Origin of the sequence: Acinetobacter sp. Res13-Abat-PEC15-P4-01 (assembly GCF_015676285.1) — a bacterium.
GTDB lineage: Bacteria > Pseudomonadota > Gammaproteobacteria > Pseudomonadales > Moraxellaceae > Acinetobacter > Acinetobacter nematophilus.
The window spans coordinates 284,235-305,134 of the sequence record NZ_JADAIN010000020.1 but is presented as its reverse complement, the minus strand read 5'-3'; the positions used below and the strand labels follow the sequence as shown (position 1 = coordinate 305,134).

Annotated in this window: 23 protein-coding genes; 5 read left to right on the top strand and 18 right to left on the bottom strand. The window is 36.6% G+C overall.

The features are described 5' to 3' along the window. Nucleotides 1-63 precede the first annotated feature (63 nt). Both IMO47_RS08430 and IMO47_RS19605 read right to left on the bottom strand, forming a co-directional pair. Complete coding sequence (locus IMO47_RS08430) at nucleotides 64-222, bottom strand: DUF1328 domain-containing protein (RefSeq protein WP_196074591.1); 159 nt, start codon at nucleotides 220-222, stop codon at nucleotides 64-66. A 124-nt stretch (nucleotides 223-346) separates the two neighbouring features. Continuing rightward, a complete protein-coding gene (locus IMO47_RS19605; RefSeq protein WP_227552185.1) occupies nucleotides 347-691 on the bottom strand; it encodes a hypothetical protein in 345 nt (114 codons plus the stop codon). 567 nt (nucleotides 692-1,258) lie between these two features. Here IMO47_RS19605 and IMO47_RS08425 point away from each other — a divergent pair. Both IMO47_RS08425 and IMO47_RS08420 read left to right on the top strand, forming a co-directional pair. Further along, nucleotides 1,259-1,708: a BLUF domain-containing protein gene (locus IMO47_RS08425; RefSeq protein ID WP_196074545.1), complete on the top strand. Its 450-nt coding sequence runs from the start codon at nucleotides 1,259-1,261 to the stop codon at nucleotides 1,706-1,708. Nucleotides 1,709-1,747: 39 nt separating this feature from the next. Then, entirely contained in the window at nucleotides 1,748-2,215 is a 468-nt protein-coding gene (locus tag IMO47_RS08420) for a BLUF domain-containing protein (protein ID WP_196074546.1), read from the top strand. Nucleotides 2,216-2,258: 43 nt separating this feature from the next. Here IMO47_RS08420 and IMO47_RS08415 read toward each other — a convergent pair whose 3' ends face one another. From IMO47_RS08415 to IMO47_RS08380, 9 genes are all read right to left on the bottom strand, one after another. Continuing rightward, a complete protein-coding gene (locus IMO47_RS08415) occupies nucleotides 2,259-2,747 on the bottom strand; it encodes a pyridoxamine 5'-phosphate oxidase family protein (RefSeq protein WP_196074547.1) in 489 nt (162 codons plus the stop codon). Between the two features lie 108 nt (nucleotides 2,748-2,855). Further along, nucleotides 2,856-3,116, bottom strand: a complete 261-nt coding sequence (locus IMO47_RS19600) for a hypothetical protein (RefSeq protein ID WP_227552186.1) — start codon at nucleotides 3,114-3,116, stop codon at nucleotides 2,856-2,858. Between the two features lie 1,323 nt (nucleotides 3,117-4,439). Beyond that, the gene (locus IMO47_RS08410; RefSeq protein WP_196074537.1) at nucleotides 4,440-4,979 is read right to left on the bottom strand and encodes a type 1 glutamine amidotransferase domain-containing protein; all 540 of its coding nucleotides are present in this window, start codon (nucleotides 4,977-4,979) and stop codon (nucleotides 4,440-4,442) included. A gap of 471 nt (nucleotides 4,980-5,450) precedes the next feature. After that, complete coding sequence (locus IMO47_RS08405; RefSeq protein ID WP_196074536.1) at nucleotides 5,451-5,984, bottom strand: GNAT family N-acetyltransferase; 534 nt, start codon at nucleotides 5,982-5,984, stop codon at nucleotides 5,451-5,453. A gap of 309 nt (nucleotides 5,985-6,293) precedes the next feature. Next, nucleotides 6,294-6,989: an ABC-type transport auxiliary lipoprotein family protein gene (locus IMO47_RS08400; RefSeq protein WP_196074535.1), complete on the bottom strand. Its 696-nt coding sequence runs from the start codon at nucleotides 6,987-6,989 to the stop codon at nucleotides 6,294-6,296. Continuing rightward, a complete protein-coding gene (locus IMO47_RS08395) occupies nucleotides 6,986-8,638 on the bottom strand; it encodes an MlaD family protein (RefSeq protein WP_196074534.1) in 1,653 nt (550 codons plus the stop codon). Before IMO47_RS08395 ends, IMO47_RS08400 begins: the two co-directional genes overlap by 4 nt. A 45-nt stretch (nucleotides 8,639-8,683) precedes the next feature. Then, nucleotides 8,684-9,460 (bottom strand): paraquat-inducible protein A, encoded by a 777-nt coding sequence (locus IMO47_RS08390; protein WP_196074533.1) that lies wholly within the window; start codon nucleotides 9,458-9,460, stop codon nucleotides 8,684-8,686. After that, nucleotides 9,457-10,107 (bottom strand): paraquat-inducible protein A, encoded by a 651-nt coding sequence (locus IMO47_RS08385; RefSeq protein ID WP_196074532.1) that lies wholly within the window; start codon nucleotides 10,105-10,107, stop codon nucleotides 9,457-9,459. Before IMO47_RS08385 ends, IMO47_RS08390 begins: the two co-directional genes overlap by 4 nt. A gap of 365 nt (nucleotides 10,108-10,472) precedes the next feature. Continuing rightward, on the bottom strand, nucleotides 10,473-10,949 hold the full coding sequence (locus IMO47_RS08380) for a hemerythrin domain-containing protein (RefSeq protein WP_196077854.1): 477 nt from the start codon (nucleotides 10,947-10,949) through the stop codon (nucleotides 10,473-10,475). Nucleotides 10,950-11,585: 636 nt separating this feature from the next. On the opposite strand from IMO47_RS08380, the gene IMO47_RS08375 reads away from it, so the two are divergent. The 3 genes from IMO47_RS08375 to IMO47_RS08365 are packed head-to-tail and all read left to right on the top strand — an operon-like array spanning nucleotide 11,586 to nucleotide 13,354. Then, on the top strand, nucleotides 11,586-12,167 hold the full coding sequence (locus IMO47_RS08375; protein ID WP_196077580.1) for a DUF2358 domain-containing protein: 582 nt from the start codon (nucleotides 11,586-11,588) through the stop codon (nucleotides 12,165-12,167). Further along, nucleotides 12,134-12,637 (top strand): chalcone isomerase family protein, encoded by a 504-nt coding sequence (locus tag IMO47_RS08370; protein ID WP_196077581.1) that lies wholly within the window; start codon nucleotides 12,134-12,136, stop codon nucleotides 12,635-12,637. Before IMO47_RS08375 ends, IMO47_RS08370 begins: the two co-directional genes overlap by 34 nt. Nucleotides 12,638-12,655: 18 nt before the next feature. Continuing rightward, nucleotides 12,656-13,354: a response regulator transcription factor gene (locus tag IMO47_RS08365; protein WP_196077582.1), complete on the top strand. Its 699-nt coding sequence runs from the start codon at nucleotides 12,656-12,658 to the stop codon at nucleotides 13,352-13,354. Here the strand turns inward: IMO47_RS08365 and IMO47_RS08360 are convergent. From IMO47_RS08360 to IMO47_RS08330, 7 genes are read right to left on the bottom strand one after another with little or no spacing between them, the layout of a single operon-like run. Next, on the bottom strand, nucleotides 13,347-14,669 hold the full coding sequence (locus IMO47_RS08360; RefSeq protein WP_196077583.1) for a HAMP domain-containing sensor histidine kinase: 1,323 nt from the start codon (nucleotides 14,667-14,669) through the stop codon (nucleotides 13,347-13,349). The two genes, IMO47_RS08365 and IMO47_RS08360, sit on opposite strands and share 8 nt — an antisense overlap. Nucleotides 14,670-14,715: 46 nt before the next feature. Beyond that, nucleotides 14,716-15,765, bottom strand: a complete 1,050-nt coding sequence (locus IMO47_RS08355; RefSeq protein WP_196077584.1) for a cyclopropane-fatty-acyl-phospholipid synthase family protein — start codon at nucleotides 15,763-15,765, stop codon at nucleotides 14,716-14,718. Between the two features lie 8 nt (nucleotides 15,766-15,773). Beyond that, complete coding sequence (locus tag IMO47_RS08350; RefSeq protein ID WP_196077585.1) at nucleotides 15,774-16,553, bottom strand: DUF1295 domain-containing protein; 780 nt, start codon at nucleotides 16,551-16,553, stop codon at nucleotides 15,774-15,776. 38 nt (nucleotides 16,554-16,591) lie between these two features. Continuing rightward, nucleotides 16,592-17,788, bottom strand: a complete 1,197-nt coding sequence (locus tag IMO47_RS08345; protein WP_196077586.1) for a cyclopropane-fatty-acyl-phospholipid synthase family protein — start codon at nucleotides 17,786-17,788, stop codon at nucleotides 16,592-16,594. After that, on the bottom strand, nucleotides 17,785-18,579 hold the full coding sequence (locus tag IMO47_RS08340) for a DUF1365 domain-containing protein (protein WP_196077587.1): 795 nt from the start codon (nucleotides 18,577-18,579) through the stop codon (nucleotides 17,785-17,787). Before IMO47_RS08340 ends, IMO47_RS08345 begins: the two co-directional genes overlap by 4 nt. A 9-nt stretch (nucleotides 18,580-18,588) precedes the next feature. Further along, nucleotides 18,589-19,863, bottom strand: coding sequence for an FAD-dependent oxidoreductase (locus IMO47_RS08335; RefSeq protein WP_196077588.1), 1,275 nt, complete (start codon nucleotides 19,861-19,863; stop codon nucleotides 18,589-18,591). Next, nucleotides 19,860-20,849 carry an acyl-CoA desaturase gene (locus IMO47_RS08330; RefSeq protein WP_196077589.1) on the bottom strand — a complete coding sequence of 330 codons (990 nt, stop codon included), beginning with the start codon at nucleotides 20,847-20,849 and terminating at the stop codon, nucleotides 19,860-19,862. Before IMO47_RS08330 ends, IMO47_RS08335 begins: the two co-directional genes overlap by 4 nt. Nucleotides 20,850-20,900: the final 51 nt, after the last annotated feature.

The following is a 20,900-nucleotide window of genomic DNA, read 5'->3' as shown; positions in this document are numbered from 1 at the left end:
TTTAGCATCCATTCAAATAGCCAATAGAGCCAACTAGACTCTATTGAAATTCAAATGTGCACTCTACATTTTTCCTCTAGAAATAAAGCCAACAATGGCGAGGATGACAGCAACAACTAAAAGAATAACTGCAAAATCTTTAGAAAGCCCTGCTACACCACCAAATCCAAGTAAACTTGCCACAAGTGCAATCACTGCGAAAATTATTGCCCAACGAAACATATGCATTACTCCATAAATTAATCTTTTACTTTGAAATTAATATTTAAAGAAGTGGAGTGCCAATATCTGGTTATATCAGCATACAATTCTTTAATACTTTTATATAAAAAATAATTTTCAAAAATTACTTTTTATATAATCTGCTAAAACTAAAAATGTGATCGATCTCTGTATTTTTCAATTTCGGCATGACGATCTTAATTGAGAATAATACAGCACATGAAATGAATAGCATGATTAGCACTTCAATTGAATAACTAATCATGAACAACAGGGTATAAAACCCAAAAAAGAAAGACAGGCTTAAAAATATTTTTTGAAAATAAATGGTAATAAATGCGCCATAAAGTAAAGCTGCTGTAAATAAATTTACATATTTATTCATTCCCAATTTATCAAAAATAATAATAAGCAATGAAATAGCGAATATTGAGACAACAAAAATAAATAAATTTTTTAAAATTAACATTTCATTCCCTCATATTTTAAACCTTAGAAAAACCCCTCCTCCCTAGTAAACCGGCTAAGGAGGAGGGCTACCCCAATACACAACAATTTTTATTATGTCCATTAATTTAATAAATGCTTTTTTTAATTTAAGTGTTAGCGACAAACAGCTTAAATAATTATGCAGCTTTATAATAATGAACACTTGTGGTGTATGTAGGCAGTATAAATAAATGAAAATCAGACGGTATAATCCATAGCTTACATGATTGTGAGAAATTTCTTACAATTGTATACTTTTTAACCAATTATTTTTAATTATATTTTGATATTTTCTTTTACTTTCATATGCTTATTTTTAACAAAACAAATATCCAACCACCTGCTTTAACAAATCACTCAAACAGCAATAAAAAAACGTTACATTTCATATTTTTTTATAATTTCTACTAATCTATTCGCTTTCATTTCACGAACCCTGTATGGTAATCATCATTACTAATCTTTCTATGTGAAAACATAAAGCTTATTAATAAAATTAAAGCGTTAGCACCTAGTTTGAAGTAATTTTTATCGTGGAAACCTTCCAATGGAATTTGTCAGAGTTTTATATGCAAGTAAAGCTACGAGTGTTCATCCAGACGTGAAGAACGATCTCATAGAAATCTTGAATTCAGCCGTAGATTTTAATTCTCGTAATGAAATTACAGGCGTTCTTTATTATGGACATGGATATTTTGTTCAATGTTTAGAAGGACGTAAAAGTAAAGTAGACGATCTTTTTTACAATCAGATTTTGAAAGACCAACGTCACCAGAATTGTGAAATTTTATACTATGAAAAATGTGAGGTTGGATTATTCAAAAACTGGAATATGAAATTTGCTCCTGTCAACAAAAGGCTTGGAGACTTTTTTCTAGAAAATCATCGTGATGATTTTAATCCCTTTCTGCTTTCGAGTGAGACGATTCCCTCTTTTATTAATCTTTTGGCTGGAGAGTATGATGTTGAACCTTATAACTTTGATGCCAATGAGTGATCGAGTCGTTTATGCCCAAAATGTCTTGAGACAGCGCATATGTTAATTCGATTGTGTTATGCGAGTACTCGCAATCAATTGACTTCTGATTTACTTGAAGATCTCAATGATATCTTAAACACTGCTAGGGAATTCAATACGAGCAATCAAATTTTCGGCGTTTTGTATTATGCCAATAATTATTTCTTTCAGTGTCTTGAAGGGGATAAAGCGATCGTTCAAACATTATTTCAGCAGATAAAAAATGACATTCGGCATCACGATATTGTTGAATTCAAAATCAAGGAAATTGACAGAATTCACTTTAAGAATTGGTCGATGAAGTATGTTCAGAAGTGTTCGAAAATTGATATATTTTTCAATCAAATGGGATATGAATTGTTCACTCCAACTGCGCTCAATGAAGCTAATTTAGATAGCTTCTTAAAAGAGCTGCTCAGTGAAAAGCAAACTCGACTACGTAAAAAGGTCGGGTTAAATCAACGCGGTGTGTCGTCATTTCTCTAAACTTTAACTAGACGAACATATGTTCGTCTAGTTTAGCCATTATTTAAAGCTTTACAGACTGGCTGCTACCAAGTTGCTCAGTTTCCCCTGTAAGAGAAGCTTTGGCCAGTTTGAATAGGGTCACCAACTTTCCATTCCCTTTCCAATATTGTGCTCCATTACATACGACACGAATCAATTGAATGTTGGGATCGTTTTTCCCCTGCTCAAAAAATGCTTCATAGGCTGGTGACCATAATTGCTCAAGGATGTCTGGATCATTTACACACTCTGCAATAGCATTAATTGATACGTAATCATTATTTGCAATATGGCTATAGCCTAGATTGACCTGCTGACGAACAGGGATATTTTTAACTAATTCAGAATTTTTAGCACCAATAAACCATACGATACCATTAAAATCAGTATCTTGCGTAGTCATGGGAATAGAATGTAAATGCCCTTCTTCAGTGATAAATGTGACCATTACAAATCGAATATCTTTTATTAATGTATTAATCTGTTCATAATCTTGATTTAAATTTTCCACGTTGATATTCCTAAATAAATTTGAACCTTAAATATCCTCCAATGCATTAAACAAAACAGTTCCTTTATGTTCACTAAATGTTTTATCATGATGATAAAAGATAATGATTTATGAATAATTTATTTTTTTGTTATTATTAACACTCACCACTTTAAAAATAAAATTTTTATAACTAATATATTGACCTATTTTTGCATGATCCAATTGATCCCATAAATCAAAATAAAAAAATTCAGATGTCTCAGCATAGATCCAAAACCACGTGAATAATTCTTTTCTTTGAATGGAATCGTAAATAGTGTCCTTAACTTTTACGAGCTTGTGTAATTGAAATTTCTCATCTTGAAGTACGATTTCATAGATACACAATAGCGTATTCTCTAAATTTGAAATAATTCAAACTATATCCTAATTCAGATTCAACTTTGTATTCTTATTCTTTTTAAATATGTAATTTAATTTTTCAATCCCTTTTAAGCTCTGCGTTCAATTACTAAAATCAGCTTTAATCTTAAATTTTTAAATTCTCACTACATTATAATCTTAATCAAAAACATCAAGACTCCAAATGAGTCAATGTCTCACTATATGAATCTCAAGTAAAAAAATTAATCTTCAATCCTTTTAATTTTTTTATTTTCAAGACACCATCCACATGCTTATTTTTTTAAATTATTGTAAAGTCATAATTTAATGAGTGGTTATCCACCTTTTTATAAATTGCCAGTTCATGCTCATGATAACCACGTCTCCCTTTAAGCAGCTTGCGTATTTCTGCACTCCGATTTTTTTAAAGAAGACCTAAAGTACTTGGTCTATGTTAATCAAGCTCTATATCTCTCGCTATTTTCTTCTACAACACATAGAGCAGAAGCATGTCTGTGTTACTTTTAACTATCGCGATCTGATCTATTTTAGGCGCATGTTCACGTTAGGCAATAAGTTCTGAATTGAACACACCATTTGAAAATTTTCGTTTCAAAACTGTGATTGTTAATCTCCTAACTGTTTTAATCATCGGTTTAGCCGTGTCTTTTTGCAATAGCTCATTGAATGCAAATTATAAATTTTCCGTTATTTCAGCCTGTGGTCGCTTAAACACATTTTCTACTTTCTCAATGAAAGTTATGACCTTATTGCAAGTTGGGAAATTTGCCTATGCCTTTTACTGTTGGAGTCTATATGGTAAAGATTTTACCTTTTAAACCTGTCTGCCTTATGAATTTTGAAGATTCTTCATGAATGGATATTGAGTGCCTTTTATATAGAAATGAGTCAACGCTACCAAGCACAACTGTTACATGATTGACTGTTAAAGCGAGCAAAAATATGAAGTTCTGCGGCACAACTGCCATTCATGATTTTGAAAATCCAGATCCACAACAGAATTTCATTCATTCCATTTTTCGACTGGATTGATCAATCCTAGATACTTCAATTTACTTTTAAGCAAATCCAGTATGATCAACTGTTTCACAGTTTAAACCGGAGAGATGTTTTCATTTTAGATGTAAAATGCCAACTGATTTTGATCTTGGTGGGCACCACAGTGACAAATAATCATGGGCTTTACAGTATACCGTCATGCATAAAAATTATCACAAGCATCTGGCTCTTAAAAACTGAGTCTCCAACCTTGATAAAATCAAGACAAGAGACCCAAATTTTTAAACGTATTAAACTATCAATAAATTATTCGAGTTCTTTTAATATAGCCTGATTAAAAGCAGGAATATCATCAGGATTACGTGAAGTGATCAATACCCAGCCCCCCGTACTACAGCGATGTACTTGCTCATCCATCCAATTCGCACCCGCATTCTCTAGATCTAAACGTATACTTTTGTATGAAGTTAAATTTTTGTCTCTTATTCGATCCGCATTGATAAGTGTCCAAGGACCATGACATATTGCGGCAATGGTTTTTCTACTGTCTGTAAATGATTGGATAATTTTTATCGCATTTTCATCAATTCTTAATTGATCCGCATTCACCGTTCCACCTGGAATAACCAGTAGATCGTAATCATTCGGGTCCAGTTTTTCTAAAGTTGCATTAGGTGTATAAGATGCAGATTTTTCCTCATCATGCAGAACGGTCTGCACCTCTTTTAATTCAATTGCAGCATGAATACATTCAATTCCTTGACCATTTATAAAGTCTAATGGCTTTTTAAGTTCATCATGCTCTACACCAGAGTTTGAAGTGATAAATAGTACTTTTTTTGACATTTCTTACTCCACCAATATGTATGTTTTTAAGCTAACAAAAAATTGGCATCTGGGTGTACTCGTTTAGGCACCTTCTTGTTACTTGTTTAGGTGCATTGTTGTAAGATTTGTTATAACTGTCGATTTAATTCAGCGCTTTTTACACAAATCGCAAAAGCCCGATAAGTCCCGAATCAGCCGAATCTATTAAATTCAGAAAGTTGATTTACCTTTTTGAAAATTGGGAGTAAAGCGCTGTTTGATGTTGAAAATGGGGGGAATATTTACAAAAACAAGCAATCATAGAGCATACTTGATTGTTTTTTTTAAAAAATTTACTCATTTCTTTTAAATCAATAAATCGAAATTGAGAGAAGCCCTGATCAGCAATATCCGAAACACAAGCACATTTCGATCTGGAAGAACAGCAGCTTGCTTTTGACCAAAGATCTTGAAAATGTCTAAGCGGATTTATTCACACCGATACTTTTATTATAAATCGCGCTCTAACACTTGCCCATGCCATCCCTCATCCTGAAAACTCAATGTGGATCGATAACCACAAGATTCATAGAATTTGACTAGATTTCCATTACCCCCCGCATAACAGTCCAGTCGAAGATGATGGATCCCCTTCTCTTTCGCTAGCTGATCAGCAAAAGCCAATAATTGACGTCCTATTCCTTTATACTGTTGGTCCCGTCTTACGATAAGTAAACGTATATAACATTCTGGCTGAGCTGCGGATGGAACATAAGACATAGCATCACCCATAACAATTGCTGCACATATTCTACCGCTTTGTGTTTCAACAACCCAGGCATCAGGCAAGGCAAGTGTTTCTGTGACGCGAGCGATCTGTCTGGCTGAGGTAGACCACGGTTCTACTCCCCATTGTTGGGTATTTCCAATAGAAACCAACCATGCCACAACGTCATCAAAGATATCCAACACCTCAGATAAATCCTCAGCCCTTGCTTTACGAAGCACGAAGCTGTGTCTAGCAGTGCTTATTATTTTTTGCATATCTCTTCCAATTTCTTTAATTGAAAATATTTCTTGCTTCTAAACAAGCGATTGCCATATTAGAATGTCGATGGGGATCGCGCCAGCACACCTATTTTTTAGGGTCTTTTTTATTCAGTTAGATAATTTGAAATTTCTATTAAATTTTCATCTGGATCACGAATATATACCGACATAATATTTCCGATATCCGATGATTGGATTGTCTCAATCAATTCAAAGCCTATATAGGCTATTGCATCTCGACTTAAAATCAACCGACAAACTCCAATAATCCAAAGATCAGTTCTCTTTACGTGTTTAGCAAGACTAAGTACAAGTCACACCATCAATACGAGCTGATTTGTTTGCATCTAGGGATATGATCGAAAGCGCCACAGCATCAACAACGCGATTTAAAGCGCTGTTGGCTGTACTGACAACTTGCTGCATCTGCTTATTGTTGCTTGCTATCGCTTGATTAAAACTCATACGGCATGCCAATTGCTGATTTTGGTTAGAATTTTGATCCAAAGTAATAGTAGGATCATTGCGTTTCACAATCCAGGCAACAGACACTTCGACTTTCTCATTCGCCTGATTTGTGGAATTAACTATGTCAAAACGTGAAAAATCAGTGGCAATACGATAAGAAATTTTTCCCCCAACCATACCGCTATTGTAACGATCAACTGCACCCAGCTTTTGTTGCAGACCCGCAGATAAATTATCGCGCAGTTCTGTCCCTAAAGTTGAAGTCCAGCGTTCGTTGTCTAAAATTTGTGATTTTCCCGTAACATCTTGAATCACAATGGGCGCACGGTTGATGCGATCAGGCAATCCTACAGGCAAGACCTCAATGACAGTCACCTTTGAGTTGGCTAAGGGAGATACTTGAGCGGTTAAACTATAGTAGTTCGGTACTGGTGAGCTTGAACATGCCGACAAAAATATTGCAGCGAATAAAACGCCAGTACCTCTTACAATGAAAGCAGTATGGAATAATTTTTTATCTATTTTTTTCATTTATTAGCCTCTGCTTTTTTACCACGAATCAATGATTCAGGATGTTGTTCAATATAATCAGCCATTAACTGTAATGAAGCAGCAGCTCTAGTCATTTGCTGCAAAGCTTTACGCACATCCTGCTGCATCGGTGCATCACTGGATAAAATCGATTCACTGGATCGCATTGTCTTACGGACATCATTCAATGTTGCTTGTAAGTTTGGTGCAACCTTATCATCCAACTGTTTCACAAGTTTATCTGTCGATTCAATAGTCTTATTCATATTGCTGAATGTTTTACGTACATCCTGTCCGATTTCATCCAGTGGAAACTTACTCAGTTTATCCGCAATTTGTGACACTTGAGCCTGTAAACCACTTAATTCTGTTGCTGTTGTTGGAACTTCAGCACGTCCATCCGCACGCATTTTCAAAGTAGCCGGCTTGGCTTTTGGAAACTTATCAAAGGCAATATAATTTTGACCTGTTAGCAAATTTCCTGTACGCATCTGTGCACGCCAGCCATTTGCAATAAAGTTTTTGAAAATTTCACCATCAGGATCAAGCTCTTTACCATGAGCCAGTCGAGATGGATAAATAGTCGCATCTACACGCATCATTAATTGGGTATAAGATGGATCAAACTCAACATTAATGGCTTTCACATTGCCGATTTCGATGCCCATAAAGTCAATAGGCGCGCCAGCTGTTAGACCTCGTAATGAATGATCAAAATACATGATAATCGGACGAGGCTTACCATCGGGTTCTTTCATCGCTTCTTTACGAGACTCTGATAAGGTAAAATAACTGTGATTCGGTGCAATACTTCCTGCTGAATTTTCTGGATAACCGAATGCAATCCCTCCTGCAACAATACTGGCAAGAGATTGAGTATCTAAGTTAAAGCCCGATGCATTTAAAGAAACATCTACCCCACTTGCTTGCCAAAAACGCGCATCCGTAGTTACAAACTTATCATAGGGAGACTGAATAAAAGTCTGTAATTCAACACTTTTCCCATCATTTGCTAATTTGTAAGCAGTGATTTGTCCCACGTTGATTTTACGATAGTAAATTGGTGCACCTATATCCAAAGAACCTAAATCCTGTGCTTTTAAGAAAAAAACTTTCCCCGGAATATCAGAAGCGACAACAGGGGGAACTTCAAGCCCGGTGAAAGTTTCCTGTTTTTGCTCTGCCTTGCCGCCATCCACTTCAATGTAAGCACCCGACAGTAATGTATCAATCCCGGAAATTCCCCCTGTACCTACCCGTGGTCTAACCACCCAAAAACGTGAATCCTTAGCAGCAAAATTACTGGCATCTTTGCGTAATTCAATTTTCGCAATCACATGCGAACGATCATCAGAAAGATCGATTTGACGAACTAAGCCGATATCCACTTGTTTATAACGTACCGTGGTTTTACCTGCCACCAAACCTTCTGCGGTACGAAAGGACACTTCAATACTTGGACCTGTATCCAGTATGGCTTTCGCAGCAAGTGACAATGCAATCAGGAGTGCAACGAAAGGAACTAGCCAAATCAACGCAGGTCGCCAGCGCGCCTTTTTCTTTTCAGGTTCGGCGAGAAATACACCATTCTCCGTGGTCTCACTTGGGCTGGGTGTAGAATCTTGCTTGTTTGGTGTATTGTCTGGCATAGTGATCATTCTTTTAGCATTTAATCATGAGGATATGATTTCGTTTTAACTTTTAAATTGATGAATAACGGTTGTGTTCATCTGTTGGGGTTGCTGGGAATTCAACTTGTGAGCCTTGAAATAATTGTCCCAAATCAATCTTGGATCAAAGCTCAGTGAGGCAAACATGGTGAGTACAACGACTGCACCAAAAGCAACAGCTCCAGGTCCGGCCAAGATCGTTGCTAAAGATTGAATTTGAATAAGAGCGGTCAATAAAGCGACAACAAACACATCAATCATCGACCAACGACCGATAAATTCAACAATCCGATATAGCAGTGCACAATGTTCGGGTGAAAAATGCCACCTTGAAGATGATTGCATATACACGGCAATCAAGAGAAAAATCAAAATTAATAATTTTAAAATTGGGATAAAAATGCTTGCCATGAAAATGACTACGGACACCAGATAATCCCCATTTTGCCAAAAGTAGATGACTCCACTGATGATCGTATCTTGCTGACGGCCCAATAAAGAATCCGTGACTGTCATCGGCATTACATTGGCTGGAATATATAAAATTGCTGCGGCAATCACTAAAGCAAACGTTCGGTTTAAGCTTTGCGGTTTACGCGAGTGTAATCCACTTTTGCACCTCGAACACTTTAGCTCTGCATGTGTATCCCTGCTGGAACCAGCAAAATTTAATAAACCACAGCAATGGCATTGGATGAATCCGACATCTTTTGCCCGCACATAGTTTTTGGACTGTAAATCGACATCAGAAAGATGTTCTAACCATGAATTCTCAGTATCATGGTGATGTCTTTGCGTCATGCTAAGCTCCGATCGACTTCATCCCAAAGATCTTTAATCTTTACCGAAGCAATATAAACCAACAGAATGCTTAAAATCGTAAATGCCCAAAGTGCAATACCCGGAATGACGGTCACCATACCGACCAATTTGACCAAGGTGACCAATACACCAATTAAAAAGACTTCCACCATCCCCCATGTTCGAAATAAAAATAAAGTTTTCATAGCCAATCTGAGATGGCGAGGTCTGTATTTAAACAGTCCAACACAGCTTAAAACATAACTCAGCAATAACAATTCAATCAGAGGAACAACAAATGTAGTCATCAGAATCAGTGCCCCGACAAAAGGACGTTCAATATGAAACATCGTCCATGCCGCTCCTATCAGCGTGGTTTGTGAAGTATTGCCCTGTAACTCCACAATTACGATAGGAAAACTGTTGGCAATGACAAATATAATCAGTGCTGTAATTACCAAGGCAAGCAGTGATGACAAAGGTCGGCTACGTCGATACAACTCAGCACCGCAACAGGTGCAATAAGCACGCTCATTCACCAACAAGTCAACTTTACGATAAATCGCATCACATTCTTCACAACCAACCAACTCACTCAAGTCAAGAAGTTGTGATGATGCTAAAGGCTGATTATTTTTATTCGCCATAAGCTGACATCCGTGCGATTGATTCTTTCATTTTAAAGAACAGTTAATCTATCTTATACATTTTATTTTTAACATCTCAATCAGTGTTTCTCTTTACTACACAATTTTTAAACAAATTAACATTCAATTCAGGCAGGATAACATCAATGATGGAAATAAAAAATTTTAGATAATTGAAATCTGTATCGTTAAATCACCACTAAAAAGCACCCGTTAGAACGCTCATTCCATCACTTCTGCTGTAATGGGGTTGCCAACCTAAAATAGCGATATATCCATGGTACATCAGCTAAATTTGTCATCAACCCCAGATCGCATGCTCTCAAAGCAAGTTGCGCTTTAAGCACTCGATCAAGATAGCCCTGTTAAACCAGACTATCTTTATCTTTATTTAGATACTTTTGATATTCAGCAGCGTATTGCTTAGCCAAACCTTTTTTCTCGTTTTCGTCTAATATTTTACCCGCCTGCTGAAAAAAACTATGCTCTTCTTCTTTTAAATGATGATGAATAATTTCTGAAAGTTTTTTTGCCGTGGTTAGCCAACCTGGATGACTGAATTTTGTCTCAGTGAGTTGCTCTAACAATTCATCCATTTCATGATGTTCAGAAAGTGCATGTCGCGTAATATTCAAACCAGGATCTGTCATCATTAAAGGAATATAAAAATATCGATCTTCAGCAACTGCATGGGCAAAAAGTTCATTTTTCAATGCATCAAACAAGCTTCTTCTTTCTTCAGTATCTCCAGAGGTTTGAATAAGTTGTTCGGAATACTTTCTTTGCTTATCGTGACTTTTTCTTAATTCATCAAAAATATTATTATTTACTTTAGTATTCATGACTCAATATCCATACAGTTAATTGAATTAAACTTCATTATTATTTAGGGATAAAAAATTTATTGTTGAAATTTGTTTATAAAAAGAAATATATCTGTATAGCACTGTAATTTTTATAAACTATTGTAAAAATTCGTTTTTTTAGAGCTAATTATTTATTAGATCTTTTTACGAACTATTTTATAAATAACTTAAAATGAATCACCATTTATGAGTTGTTTTTATTTATCTAAACCTCTTATTAAACTCCATTAAAAATCCCCAATAAATTAAAAATATTGTGATTTGCCAATAATCATATCCGTCTTATATCCAATTCAGTTTTACAATCTCATTGAAAAAAATTTTATTGCGAGATAAGAATTATTTCAAAAGTTAAAATTTAAAGACCGAAGTTGAATGTTACAGGCAGCTATATTTTATTGGTGAAGTTCTTACACCGGGTGAAGCTCCAGAAAACACCAGAAATGAGAAAGATATGATTGTTTTTTACTTTTGATAAGATGCCTGTTCCATGATTCATGCTAACCAAAATACAGCTAGAAATGAATAGATGACAGCATATCTTTTCCATCTAACTTCACACCTCTTTCACACGTGTTTATCTACAGTGGTCAATATGCTTAAAAATGGATAATGATCGTGAAAAACTCAAAAAAAATATTTGCCTCCATATTCACATTACTCTGTGTATCTGGGTGTAAAAGTATTCCAAGTTATTCCTCAGATTATGCCAAGGCTAGAGATCATCTAATCGGTATTACATTGAATGATACTCAAGCATTGGATATTGGAACGCGTTTTACATCCGTCTTCAATACTTTGGGTACACCTGAATTCGTCAGTAAGGCAAGTTCATTATACGCAGATCAACTCTATATCAATGACACACTTTCCCAATTTTCATCACGGCAAAATTTGATTCAACATTTTAAAGGCATGAACAAGCGAGTCAGCAATGCAAGCGTCAGATTATTAAACACTACCCACCATCAGGATTCAGCCTATATTCATTGGTATATGGCTTATGATTTTAAATTTTTTGGCGTGAATAAAAGAATGGCGTCATATGGCATCAGCGAAATTAAAGTGAATAAAGATCAGCAAATTATTTTCCAACAAGACTTTTGGGATCCTGCAAATGGATTGTTTCGCCAATTACCTTATTTCGGAGGCTTATATTCATGGGCACTAACATTCAAAAAATCACCATATTGATTATGTCTGCGGCAGGTATATCCCTCAGCATTTGCGGTGCTCAAGCTGCGCCTACAAGACAATGTGGAAATGGTGCCATTTTAGTCGGTACCAAACAGATTGGTCAGGTAAGCTACTTTGCAGAGTCATGTAAACAGAACTGGGAAAACCAAAGTATTCAAATGAATTTTTCATACAGCCAGAATATTCCTGAATGGGCATTTAAGCGCGCAGCTACCCACTTTTTAAACAAAAACATCTCTGATTTTAAAGCCATATCTATTCTTAACCAAATTACCCAACTCTATAAACCGGTAAAGAATGGCGATGTATACACATTAAGTTATGTTCATTCATCGCAAACATTAACGCTTTCACTCAATGGAAAAATATTAGGTCATATTCAAAACCAAAATGCCAACCAATATTTCAGAATTTGGTTAGGTTCTGAGCCGTTTAGTGTTAAATTGAAACAGCAACTCCTGAATTAACAACATAAAGTTATTGTCATGACAAAATATTTTATTCTTATGGTGGAAGACCATTACGAATTAGCCTCTACACTCTGTGAGTTTTTAGAAGCTCATGGTTTTGTCATTGACCATGCACGCAATTTATTTACAGCACGAAATTTATTGAAAAATAATCCTTATCATATTCTTTTATTGGACATCAATTTACCTGATGGATCTGGCTATGATCTTTGTCAGTGGTTAAGAACAGAACAAGGGATAGATATTCCCGTGCTCATGCTTACAGCGCGTGACACCTTAGATGACAAAATTAAAGGGTTTTCTTCAGGAACTGATGATTATTTGATTAAACCTTTCGACTTCAATGAACTGGTTATGCGTGTTCGGGCATTAATCAAAAGATCTACAGGAGAGGTTTCAAATAGCAAATTACAAATCCATGATCTTATACTGGATAGTTCACAGCAAACGATTCAGCGTGCCGGGAAAAGTATAGAACTTCCACCTATTCAATTTAAATTATTAAAATTATTGATGAGAAATTCACCCAAGGTGATGACCAAACAAGAAATTATAATAGAACTCTGGGGAGATGCAGAACCTGAAAGTGATGCACTACGCAGCCATATTTATAATCTGCGAAAAATGGTGGATAAGCCTTTTAATCAAAAATTGATCCATACAGTATCCGGAGTAGGATTAAAAGTTTCTCTTGAACCTGATTCGTTTAATTAAGATACACCACAACAACCAATCCTGTGGAAGGTACTAAAGCAGTATTATTATGAACACTCAAATAATACAGGCGATCAAATAACCCTACACGCCAGCCAAGCTGTCTACACAGCTTCTGCACCAGTTGCAGTCCAATGCCATAGCCTTTTGTTTGCAATCTCAATTGAGGACTAGATAAATCCTGTACTTTAATTTCGTTGGGTAAATCAATACCTATCCCGTTATCAGCAATTAGAACTTTGTTTTTTTGTAGGATGATATCGATTTCTGATCCTTGGGAATAATTGAGGGCATTACGTAAAATATTGCCAAAAACCATTTTTGTCATAGAGGGATACAACTGTCGTGTCTGATCTTCTATCTCCTGATAAAGATTGATTTGTATTCCTTTCACTTGTCCCACTCCTTCAAGATCAGTTTGTAGTTCTTGTAATATCTTGAATATTGAACTCTGTTCTGGAGTCAGTGTATTGGTTGTATTGCGCGCAATTGCCAATAATGTATCAACCAATAACTGCATATCTTCTATTGTATTGCTCAAACGAACAAAGACTTTATTATCTCCATAACGAGCTTGGCAAAGCTGGACATTCCCTTTCAGGACAGTTAAAGGTGTCCGTAGTTCATGACTGACATCACGACTGAATTCACGTTCACGATGAATAAATTCAGTTAAAACTTGATGATATTTCTCTAACGCCTGTTTTAAATATTCTGCTTCCATATTCGCATCAGTACCGATATCCTTAAAGGGTGATGCTCCCTTGTTCTGGTGTTCCCAGTCAATATTTTCTAAGGCATTCGCAAGTCGAGTGATTGGAGAAAAATAACGACGTGCACGACGGTTCCACCACCAAAGCACGCTGTACAGTACAAATAAACTGAACATGAGCGGTGCCAAACCAAACAGCCAGATCAGTTTATTGACATTACTTTCACCAAAAACCAAAAGCACATGCTGTCCGTTACGCTCACCATAAACAGTCATACGCTCTTTACCATCAACAAAATGACGTCCCACGCCTGGTGTTAAATGCAGATTCTGAAAAGTGATCGGCGCTACCTGAGTCCAGCGATATCCATATAGATTTTTAGTATCGGGCAAATCCGCATTTGGATTACGCGCTACACGCATCCAATAATGCTCCATTTCCTGTTCAAGGGCAGTTTTCAATAATGTGCCTTTAATCACCCACGCACTACAGGTAATACCCACCACGATCGATAAAGCAATCAGTCCAATTTGCAACCAGTAATATCGATTAAACACTTCACCCAAGGGATGAGCACGGTTGCCCTTAAATAGCCTCAGCATAAATATATCCCTTGTGTCGCCGGCTGAACTGCACTTTCAATTTAAATTATACGGCTTTCTTGTGGAACAAAAAATGACCGATAATCCATTCTTGTCCTTGGTCAAAACCAAAAAGTTCAGCGCAAGCCATAAAAAAGATTCGCCAGCGTTGCCACCAAATTGCTGCATCTTTACCATAGGTTTGTTCAAACAATGGTTTTAGACTTCGATGCTGTCGGTCCATATTTTCAAGCCAGGCATTTGCTGTTCTCTCATATTGTTTACCAGACCATTGCCAATGCTGTTCTAATTGCAAATGATCTTGAAAATGTAAGAAAGTTGATGCAGATGGCATGAGTCCTCCACTAAAAAAGTATTTCGACATCCAATCATATTCATTTTTAATTTCAAATGGATAATGTAAAAACCGATGACAGAAAATATGGCACCACAATAGTCCATCAGGTTTAAGCCAGAGATTTATTTTTTCAAATAATTTTTGGTAATTGCGCACATGTTCAAACATTTCCACCGATACCACACGATCATATACACCCGCTTCAAGTTCTAATACATTCACATCGCAGGTGATGACTTTCAAATGATTGTACTGTCGTAATCTGGCTTGTTCCTGTATATAAGCGCGTTGTGTTGCTGAGTTTGATACCACTGTGATGGAAGCATTTGGGTATTGCTCAGCCATCCATAGACTTAAAGATCCCCAACCACAGCCAACTTCCAGAATGTGTTGACCATCTTTTAATTTTGCTCGCTCGCAATAACATGCCAAGGCCAACGCTTCCGCTTCATCTAAACTGGTTTCAGCATCGGTAAATAGACTGGCACTATATTTTAAGTGCTTTCCTAATACAGCCTGAAAAAACTCAGTAGGCAGTTCATAATGCTGTTGGTTCGCTTTATCAGTTTCAATTGCAATGTCACTGCGTTTAAGCATGTTCACAACATCCATATAACGCTGACTACCCAATTCAGGATCATAGCGCCCTTCTTGAGTTAAACGCTTTTTACTTAAGCTTCTTATCGCCGCACGTATAGCCTGATCTGGAATCAGTCCACTTTCGACCAGCTTTAAAGACTGTTGAATAATATAATCCATGTTGTGATCTACTCTTTTGGTTGCCGCGGAATAAACATTGACGTTCGCTGTTGATAATCTTGGTAATTTTGACCACGATGACGTAATGCCTGTTGTTCGCTAAATGGAATACCAGTGATGTAATATAAAAACAGCCACATCAGCAACGGATAAATCCATAGCAGATAAAGTCCTGCTGCCAAACCTAAAATTGGATAGGCAAACCAATGTAACCATTCAAAAAAATAATTCGGATGACGTGAATATTTCCATAAACCTTGATCCATGGTCTGACCTTGATTATTTGGATTCTGTTTAAAACGATATAGCTGTTGATCAGCAGTGCTTTCACCAGTAAAAGCCAGCAACATTATGAGAGCAGCCGCAGTGATTGCCCAATAAATCCATTCTTTCCACTGTGTTACTGGGGAGCTGAATAACGCCAGCATCGGATAAGAAAACAAAAGCGCCAGTACCGCTTGAAACATAAAAAATGCCAAGAAACCCCAGTGTTTCAATTGTCCCATCGCACGGCGCATATTGGCATAGCGGCGGTCTTCTTCTGTTTCATGCCAGTAACGGCGAAATAAATGCCATGTCAAACGAAGAAACCAGATACTGCTTGAAAGCCCGACAAAGATACGTACACTCAATGGAGCAATATCCAGCAAAAAAGCAGCACAAATAACATTTACTGCTATACAGAAACTCCAGGCAACATCGACTAAACCAGCACGTTTGTTATAGGTTACGATGAGCCAACTGATCAGCATAATCACGACATCGAGTAAAAACAATTTCAACAACATTCTGTTTACTCCTTGAGATATCAATGAATGCTTAAAGCTTAATAAGTGCTGGCTTCAAACAACATATGTACATTACTGATCACCCCTTCTTTGAATCCTCCTTCGCAATAACATAAGTAGAAATCCCACATCCGAATAAAATTTTCATCAAATCCAAGTTCAAGAATTTGTTCACGGGCGGCTAAAAAATTCTTCCGCCAAAGGTGCAATGTTTGAGCATAACTTTGACCAATATCCTCTAAATGTTTTAAACGCAATTTTTGCTCTGATGCCGTATGCGTTAATACGCTGATACATGGAATAAAGCTACCAGGAAAAATATAGCGTTTAATATAATCGACAGTGTTTAAAGCTTTTTTATAACGTGCATCTTCGATAGTAATGGCTTGAATGAGTCCCAATCCTTTTGGTTTCAACAAATGACGGCACTGTTTAAAATAGGTGGATAAATATTGTTCCCCTACCGCCTCAATCATTTCAATAGAAACCAATTTGTCGAATTTCCCTTCAAGTAAGCGATAATCTTTTAATTGTACCTCTACCCGATGCGCCAAACCTGCTGCTTCAATACGGGTTACGGCTTCATCATATTGCGCTTGTGAAATGGTAATCGTCGTCACTTTACAGCCATAATTTTGTGCAGCATAAAGTGCAAAACCACCCCACCCGCTTCCAATCTCAACCAAATGATCCATAGGTTTTAATTGTAATTTTTGGCAAATTAAATCTTTTTTATATTCAGATGCTTGTTCCAAAGTCATTTCAGTGTCTTTAAACACAGCGCTGGAATACATCATTGATGAATCAAGAAATAATTTAAAGAAATCATTACTCAAGTCATAATGATCTGCTATATTTTTACGACTCCCTTCGATTGAGTTTTTACGCTTTTTATACCAAGCTTTTAAGAAAAATTGGCTCGCCTGAGCAATAATATTTTGATTTAATTGATCCAAAAGATCTCGGTTACGTGCCAAAATTTGAATCAATTCGACCAAATGACTGGTACTCCAGTAACCCCGGATATAACCTTCAGCTGCGCCTAGAACACCATACTTGCAGATCAAATTTACCAATTTTTTATCATGAACCTGAACAACTGCAATTAACTCAATACTTTCACCCACAAAACCATTCCACACTCCATTAAATATAATCTGACCATGACGGAGTTTTAACAGATTCTGTAAAATCAAAGGTAGAGAATCTTGTTCACTGGAAATAAGTGCTTTCATCGCATTGTTTTTCCTTTTTGTTTATTCGGATGCCGATAAAATGGGACTTTTTTCCTCCATAAACGAAAAGCATTTAGATAAATACCTGTCATCATTTTGAAAGGTTCAAAGACACTATCAATAGCATAGCGATGCTGTTGTGAAGAAACTGTGATGGGTGTAAGTGAAAATCGCATAGTTGCATCAAATTGCAGTACATTTTGATGAAAAAGCTGCATATAAATTACATTTTGTTGCTCAGAAAAATTAAACGACCATATGTAGTTCATGTCCATGGGCATAAATGGAGAGACATGAAATGATTTCTTAAACTCAAATTTATAGCCGTTATATTGAGCGTGTTGTACAGCTTTGTTACGACAGTCATGTACATATACCTTACGTTCATCCCATGGCGTGTTGGTTATTTCACTCAGAATAAACAGCGGCTTTTCACTGGGATCGAAAATAAAAAAGAATACGACTGAGTTAAAACGGTAACCCAAAGTTCTCGGTAAAGCCAAAACTCGAATCTGTGTATTTAAAGCCAATACACTATTGGCTTGTTTTAATAATATTTTTTTAATTTTTTGCCGAATTGTTCCAGATTCTTCTATTAAAAAATCATTAGGATCGAGTTTGAGTAAATTCCAACGATGTGAAGACCATAAATAAGATTGCTCAGTAAAGACATGGATCTGATCCGGATCAAACCATAAATAATTCAACTTTGCTTCAAATTGATGTGGCTTGGGTAAATAGCGTCGATGCCTGATCAAGGCTGGTGCTATGGCGAGTTCAGTCATCAACATGAATACCCCCTACATTCGCTTTTCTATATGCTTTACGACTTGAGCAGCACTACGTACGCCATCCTCATGAAAACCCCATCCCCAATAAGCACCACAAAAAGAAGTCCGATTTTCACCATTGATCTCGGACCAGCGTCTTTGTGCCTCTATTGCCGATGCATTAAATACAGGATGACGATACTCTCGTTCTACTAAAACCAACTCTGGTGGAATATCAAAATTTGGATTTAATGTAGCGAAAATTTGTGTCTGGCAGCGCAAGTTTTGTAGTTTGTTCATCCAGTAGCTAAATGCATAATGAACTTGCGGCTTGTTATTTTGCGTATCGAAATTTGATTGATCTTCAGTAATATGTACATGCCAGCTCGCCCATTGAGTTTTCGACTTAGGCATAATCGTCTGATCACAATGCACGACCATTTTATTGTCCTGATAGGAAAATTTGGACAGTATCTCTTGCTCTAGTGCGGATGGATCATTCAATAACTTTAGACTGTCATCTGCATGACTTGCAAAAATCACCCAATCAAACTGTTGTGTATCATATTCTGTTTGCACAATCACTTCATCAGGCAAACGAGATACACTGATTATTGCTTGTTTTTTAAACTCCACATTTGCTGTCTGCTGTTGAATGGCTTCAACGTAACGAGCTGATCCACCAATTATGGTTTGCCATTGTGGACGGTCTTTAAGCTGTAGCATTCGATGATGTTGAAAAAAGCTTACAACGAATTTATAAGGAATTTTACCTACTTGATCAATAGGACATGACCATAATGCGCCACACATTGGATATAAATGCTCTTGGCGAAAAGCCTCGGAATATCCATTTTGATTTAAATACTCCTCAATACTTAAAGTGCTGTCGATATCTTTCAGCATGACCTCTTTATTTTTCGAATAAAATTTAAAAAGATCAGAAAGCATGGTTCTGAATTTTGATTTTAAAAAATTCTGTGGTCTGCTCAGTAACGCACTTTTTTTTGATGGATTATATTGCAAACCCGTAATTAAATTATTGACCGAAAAACTCATATCACTGTTTTGTGCTTTTACGCCTAACTCAGCGATCATCTGGCTAAATAATGGATAATTATAATGATTGAACACGATAAAACCGCTATCAATAGCGAGTTTCTGCTCATCAACCATCAAATCATGCGTATCAGTATGTCCGCCAAAGTACGTATTTTTTTCAAATACAGTGATATGATGATGTTTAGATAATTTCCATGCCGCATACAATCCGGAAATTCCTGAGCCAATAATTGCAATTTTCATGAAGACTCTCCAGTTGAACTTTTATCAGCCTTTGTTTTAATGAAGATATTTACTTTATTTGCTGATTGAGCAATTTTACTGACTTCATACACTCGTGCGGGTATGGGTTTCAATCCCCAAACCAGACCGAGCCAGGACATCATTCTTAAAACATAATAAGTGATATCAATTTGCCACCAATAAAAACCCTGCCTAACGCTCCCTGCATAATAATGATGGTTGTTATGCCATCCCTCACCTAAAGTAATGATCGACAAAAATAAGTTGTTTCGACTTTGATCTGCTGTTTCAAAATCTCGACTGCCATATAAATGTGCGAGTGAATTAATACATAAAGTGGCATGAATTAATAAAACTGTTGAAACAACAAAGCCCCAGACCAATAGTTGTAGACCTGATGTGGCAAGTGATGGATAGACAACGGCAAGCCACTCACCCAAAGCATAAATTGACACTGCGGTTAGCAGCACAATGATCAAGCTAAAACGATCCAACCACACCAGTTCAGGATATTTCAGCCAATCTTTAACCACCTCTTTACGTGTGGCAAAATTATAATCATTTAAAAACCAGCCTAAATGGCTATACCAAAAACCATAGGTTGATGAATGTGGATCATGTTCTGTATCCGTAAACCGATGATGATAACGATGATGTGCAGCCCACCATAAAGGTCCGCGTTGAGCACTCATCGTTCCAATCAACACAAAAACAAATTGAACTATTCGTGAAGTTTGAAAGGTTTTATGTGACAAATATCGGTGGAAAAATGCAGTAATTGAAAACATTCTTATCAGATAAAATAGCAACATGAAAATGACTGCAAACCCAGACACCCCCACGTAAAAAATCCCCAGACAGGCAAGATGTAGAACGATAAAAGGAATAATGCGTAACCATTGAATTTGCTTGCTTTCTGGCGAAATGGTCTGTGCCAGAATCGGACTGGACCAACTGTCTATCCACTGCCTAACACGGTTCAACATAGACGTATCCTAATTTTCTAATGATTGGATTTTATATGAACAAGTTTAATC

What these genes read in the sequence shown, in the direction of transcription:
- IMO47_RS08430 (WP_196074591.1), bottom strand. Translation starts at nt 222, where the DNA reads ATGTTTCGTTGGGCAATAATTTTCGCAGTGATTGCACTTGTGGCAAGT.
- IMO47_RS19605 (WP_227552185.1), bottom strand. Translation starts at nt 691, where the DNA reads ATGTTAATTTTAAAAAATTTATTTATTTTTGTTGTCTCAATATTCGCT.
- IMO47_RS08425 (WP_196074545.1), top strand. Translation starts at nt 1,259, where the DNA reads ATGGAATTTGTCAGAGTTTTATATGCAAGTAAAGCTACGAGTGTTCAT.
- IMO47_RS08420 (WP_196074546.1), top strand. Translation starts at nt 1,748, where the DNA reads ATGTTAATTCGATTGTGTTATGCGAGTACTCGCAATCAATTGACTTCT.
- IMO47_RS08410 (WP_196074537.1), bottom strand. Translation starts at nt 4,979, where the DNA reads ATGTCAAAAAAAGTACTATTTATCACTTCAAACTCTGGTGTAGAGCAT.
- IMO47_RS08405 (WP_196074536.1), bottom strand. Translation starts at nt 5,984, where the DNA reads ATGCAAAAAATAATAAGCACTGCTAGACACAGCTTCGTGCTTCGTAAA.
- IMO47_RS08400 (WP_196074535.1), bottom strand. Translation starts at nt 6,989, where the DNA reads ATGAAAAAAATAGATAAAAAATTATTCCATACTGCTTTCATTGTAAGA.
- IMO47_RS08395 (WP_196074534.1), bottom strand. Translation starts at nt 8,638, where the DNA reads ATGCCAGACAATACACCAAACAAGCAAGATTCTACACCCAGCCCAAGT.
- IMO47_RS08390 (WP_196074533.1), bottom strand. Translation starts at nt 9,460, where the DNA reads ATGACGCAAAGACATCACCATGATACTGAGAATTCATGGTTAGAACAT.
- IMO47_RS08385 (WP_196074532.1), bottom strand. Translation starts at nt 10,107, where the DNA reads ATGGCGAATAAAAATAATCAGCCTTTAGCATCATCACAACTTCTTGAC.
- IMO47_RS08380 (WP_196077854.1), bottom strand. Translation starts at nt 10,949, where the DNA reads ATGAATACTAAAGTAAATAATAATATTTTTGATGAATTAAGAAAAAGT.
- IMO47_RS08375 (WP_196077580.1), top strand. Translation starts at nt 11,586, where the DNA reads ATGATCGTGAAAAACTCAAAAAAAATATTTGCCTCCATATTCACATTA.
- IMO47_RS08370 (WP_196077581.1), top strand. Translation starts at nt 12,134, where the DNA reads ATGGGCACTAACATTCAAAAAATCACCATATTGATTATGTCTGCGGCA.
- IMO47_RS08365 (WP_196077582.1), top strand. Translation starts at nt 12,656, where the DNA reads ATGACAAAATATTTTATTCTTATGGTGGAAGACCATTACGAATTAGCC.
- IMO47_RS08360 (WP_196077583.1), bottom strand. Translation starts at nt 14,669, where the DNA reads ATGCTGAGGCTATTTAAGGGCAACCGTGCTCATCCCTTGGGTGAAGTG.
- IMO47_RS08355 (WP_196077584.1), bottom strand. Translation starts at nt 15,765, where the DNA reads ATGGATTATATTATTCAACAGTCTTTAAAGCTGGTCGAAAGTGGACTG.
- IMO47_RS08350 (WP_196077585.1), bottom strand. Translation starts at nt 16,553, where the DNA reads ATGTTGTTGAAATTGTTTTTACTCGATGTCGTGATTATGCTGATCAGT.
- IMO47_RS08345 (WP_196077586.1), bottom strand. Translation starts at nt 17,788, where the DNA reads ATGAAAGCACTTATTTCCAGTGAACAAGATTCTCTACCTTTGATTTTA.
- IMO47_RS08340 (WP_196077587.1), bottom strand. Translation starts at nt 18,579, where the DNA reads ATGTTGATGACTGAACTCGCCATAGCACCAGCCTTGATCAGGCATCGA.
- IMO47_RS08335 (WP_196077588.1), bottom strand. Translation starts at nt 19,863, where the DNA reads ATGAAAATTGCAATTATTGGCTCAGGAATTTCCGGATTGTATGCGGCA.
- IMO47_RS08330 (WP_196077589.1), bottom strand. Translation starts at nt 20,849, where the DNA reads ATGTTGAACCGTGTTAGGCAGTGGATAGACAGTTGGTCCAGTCCGATT.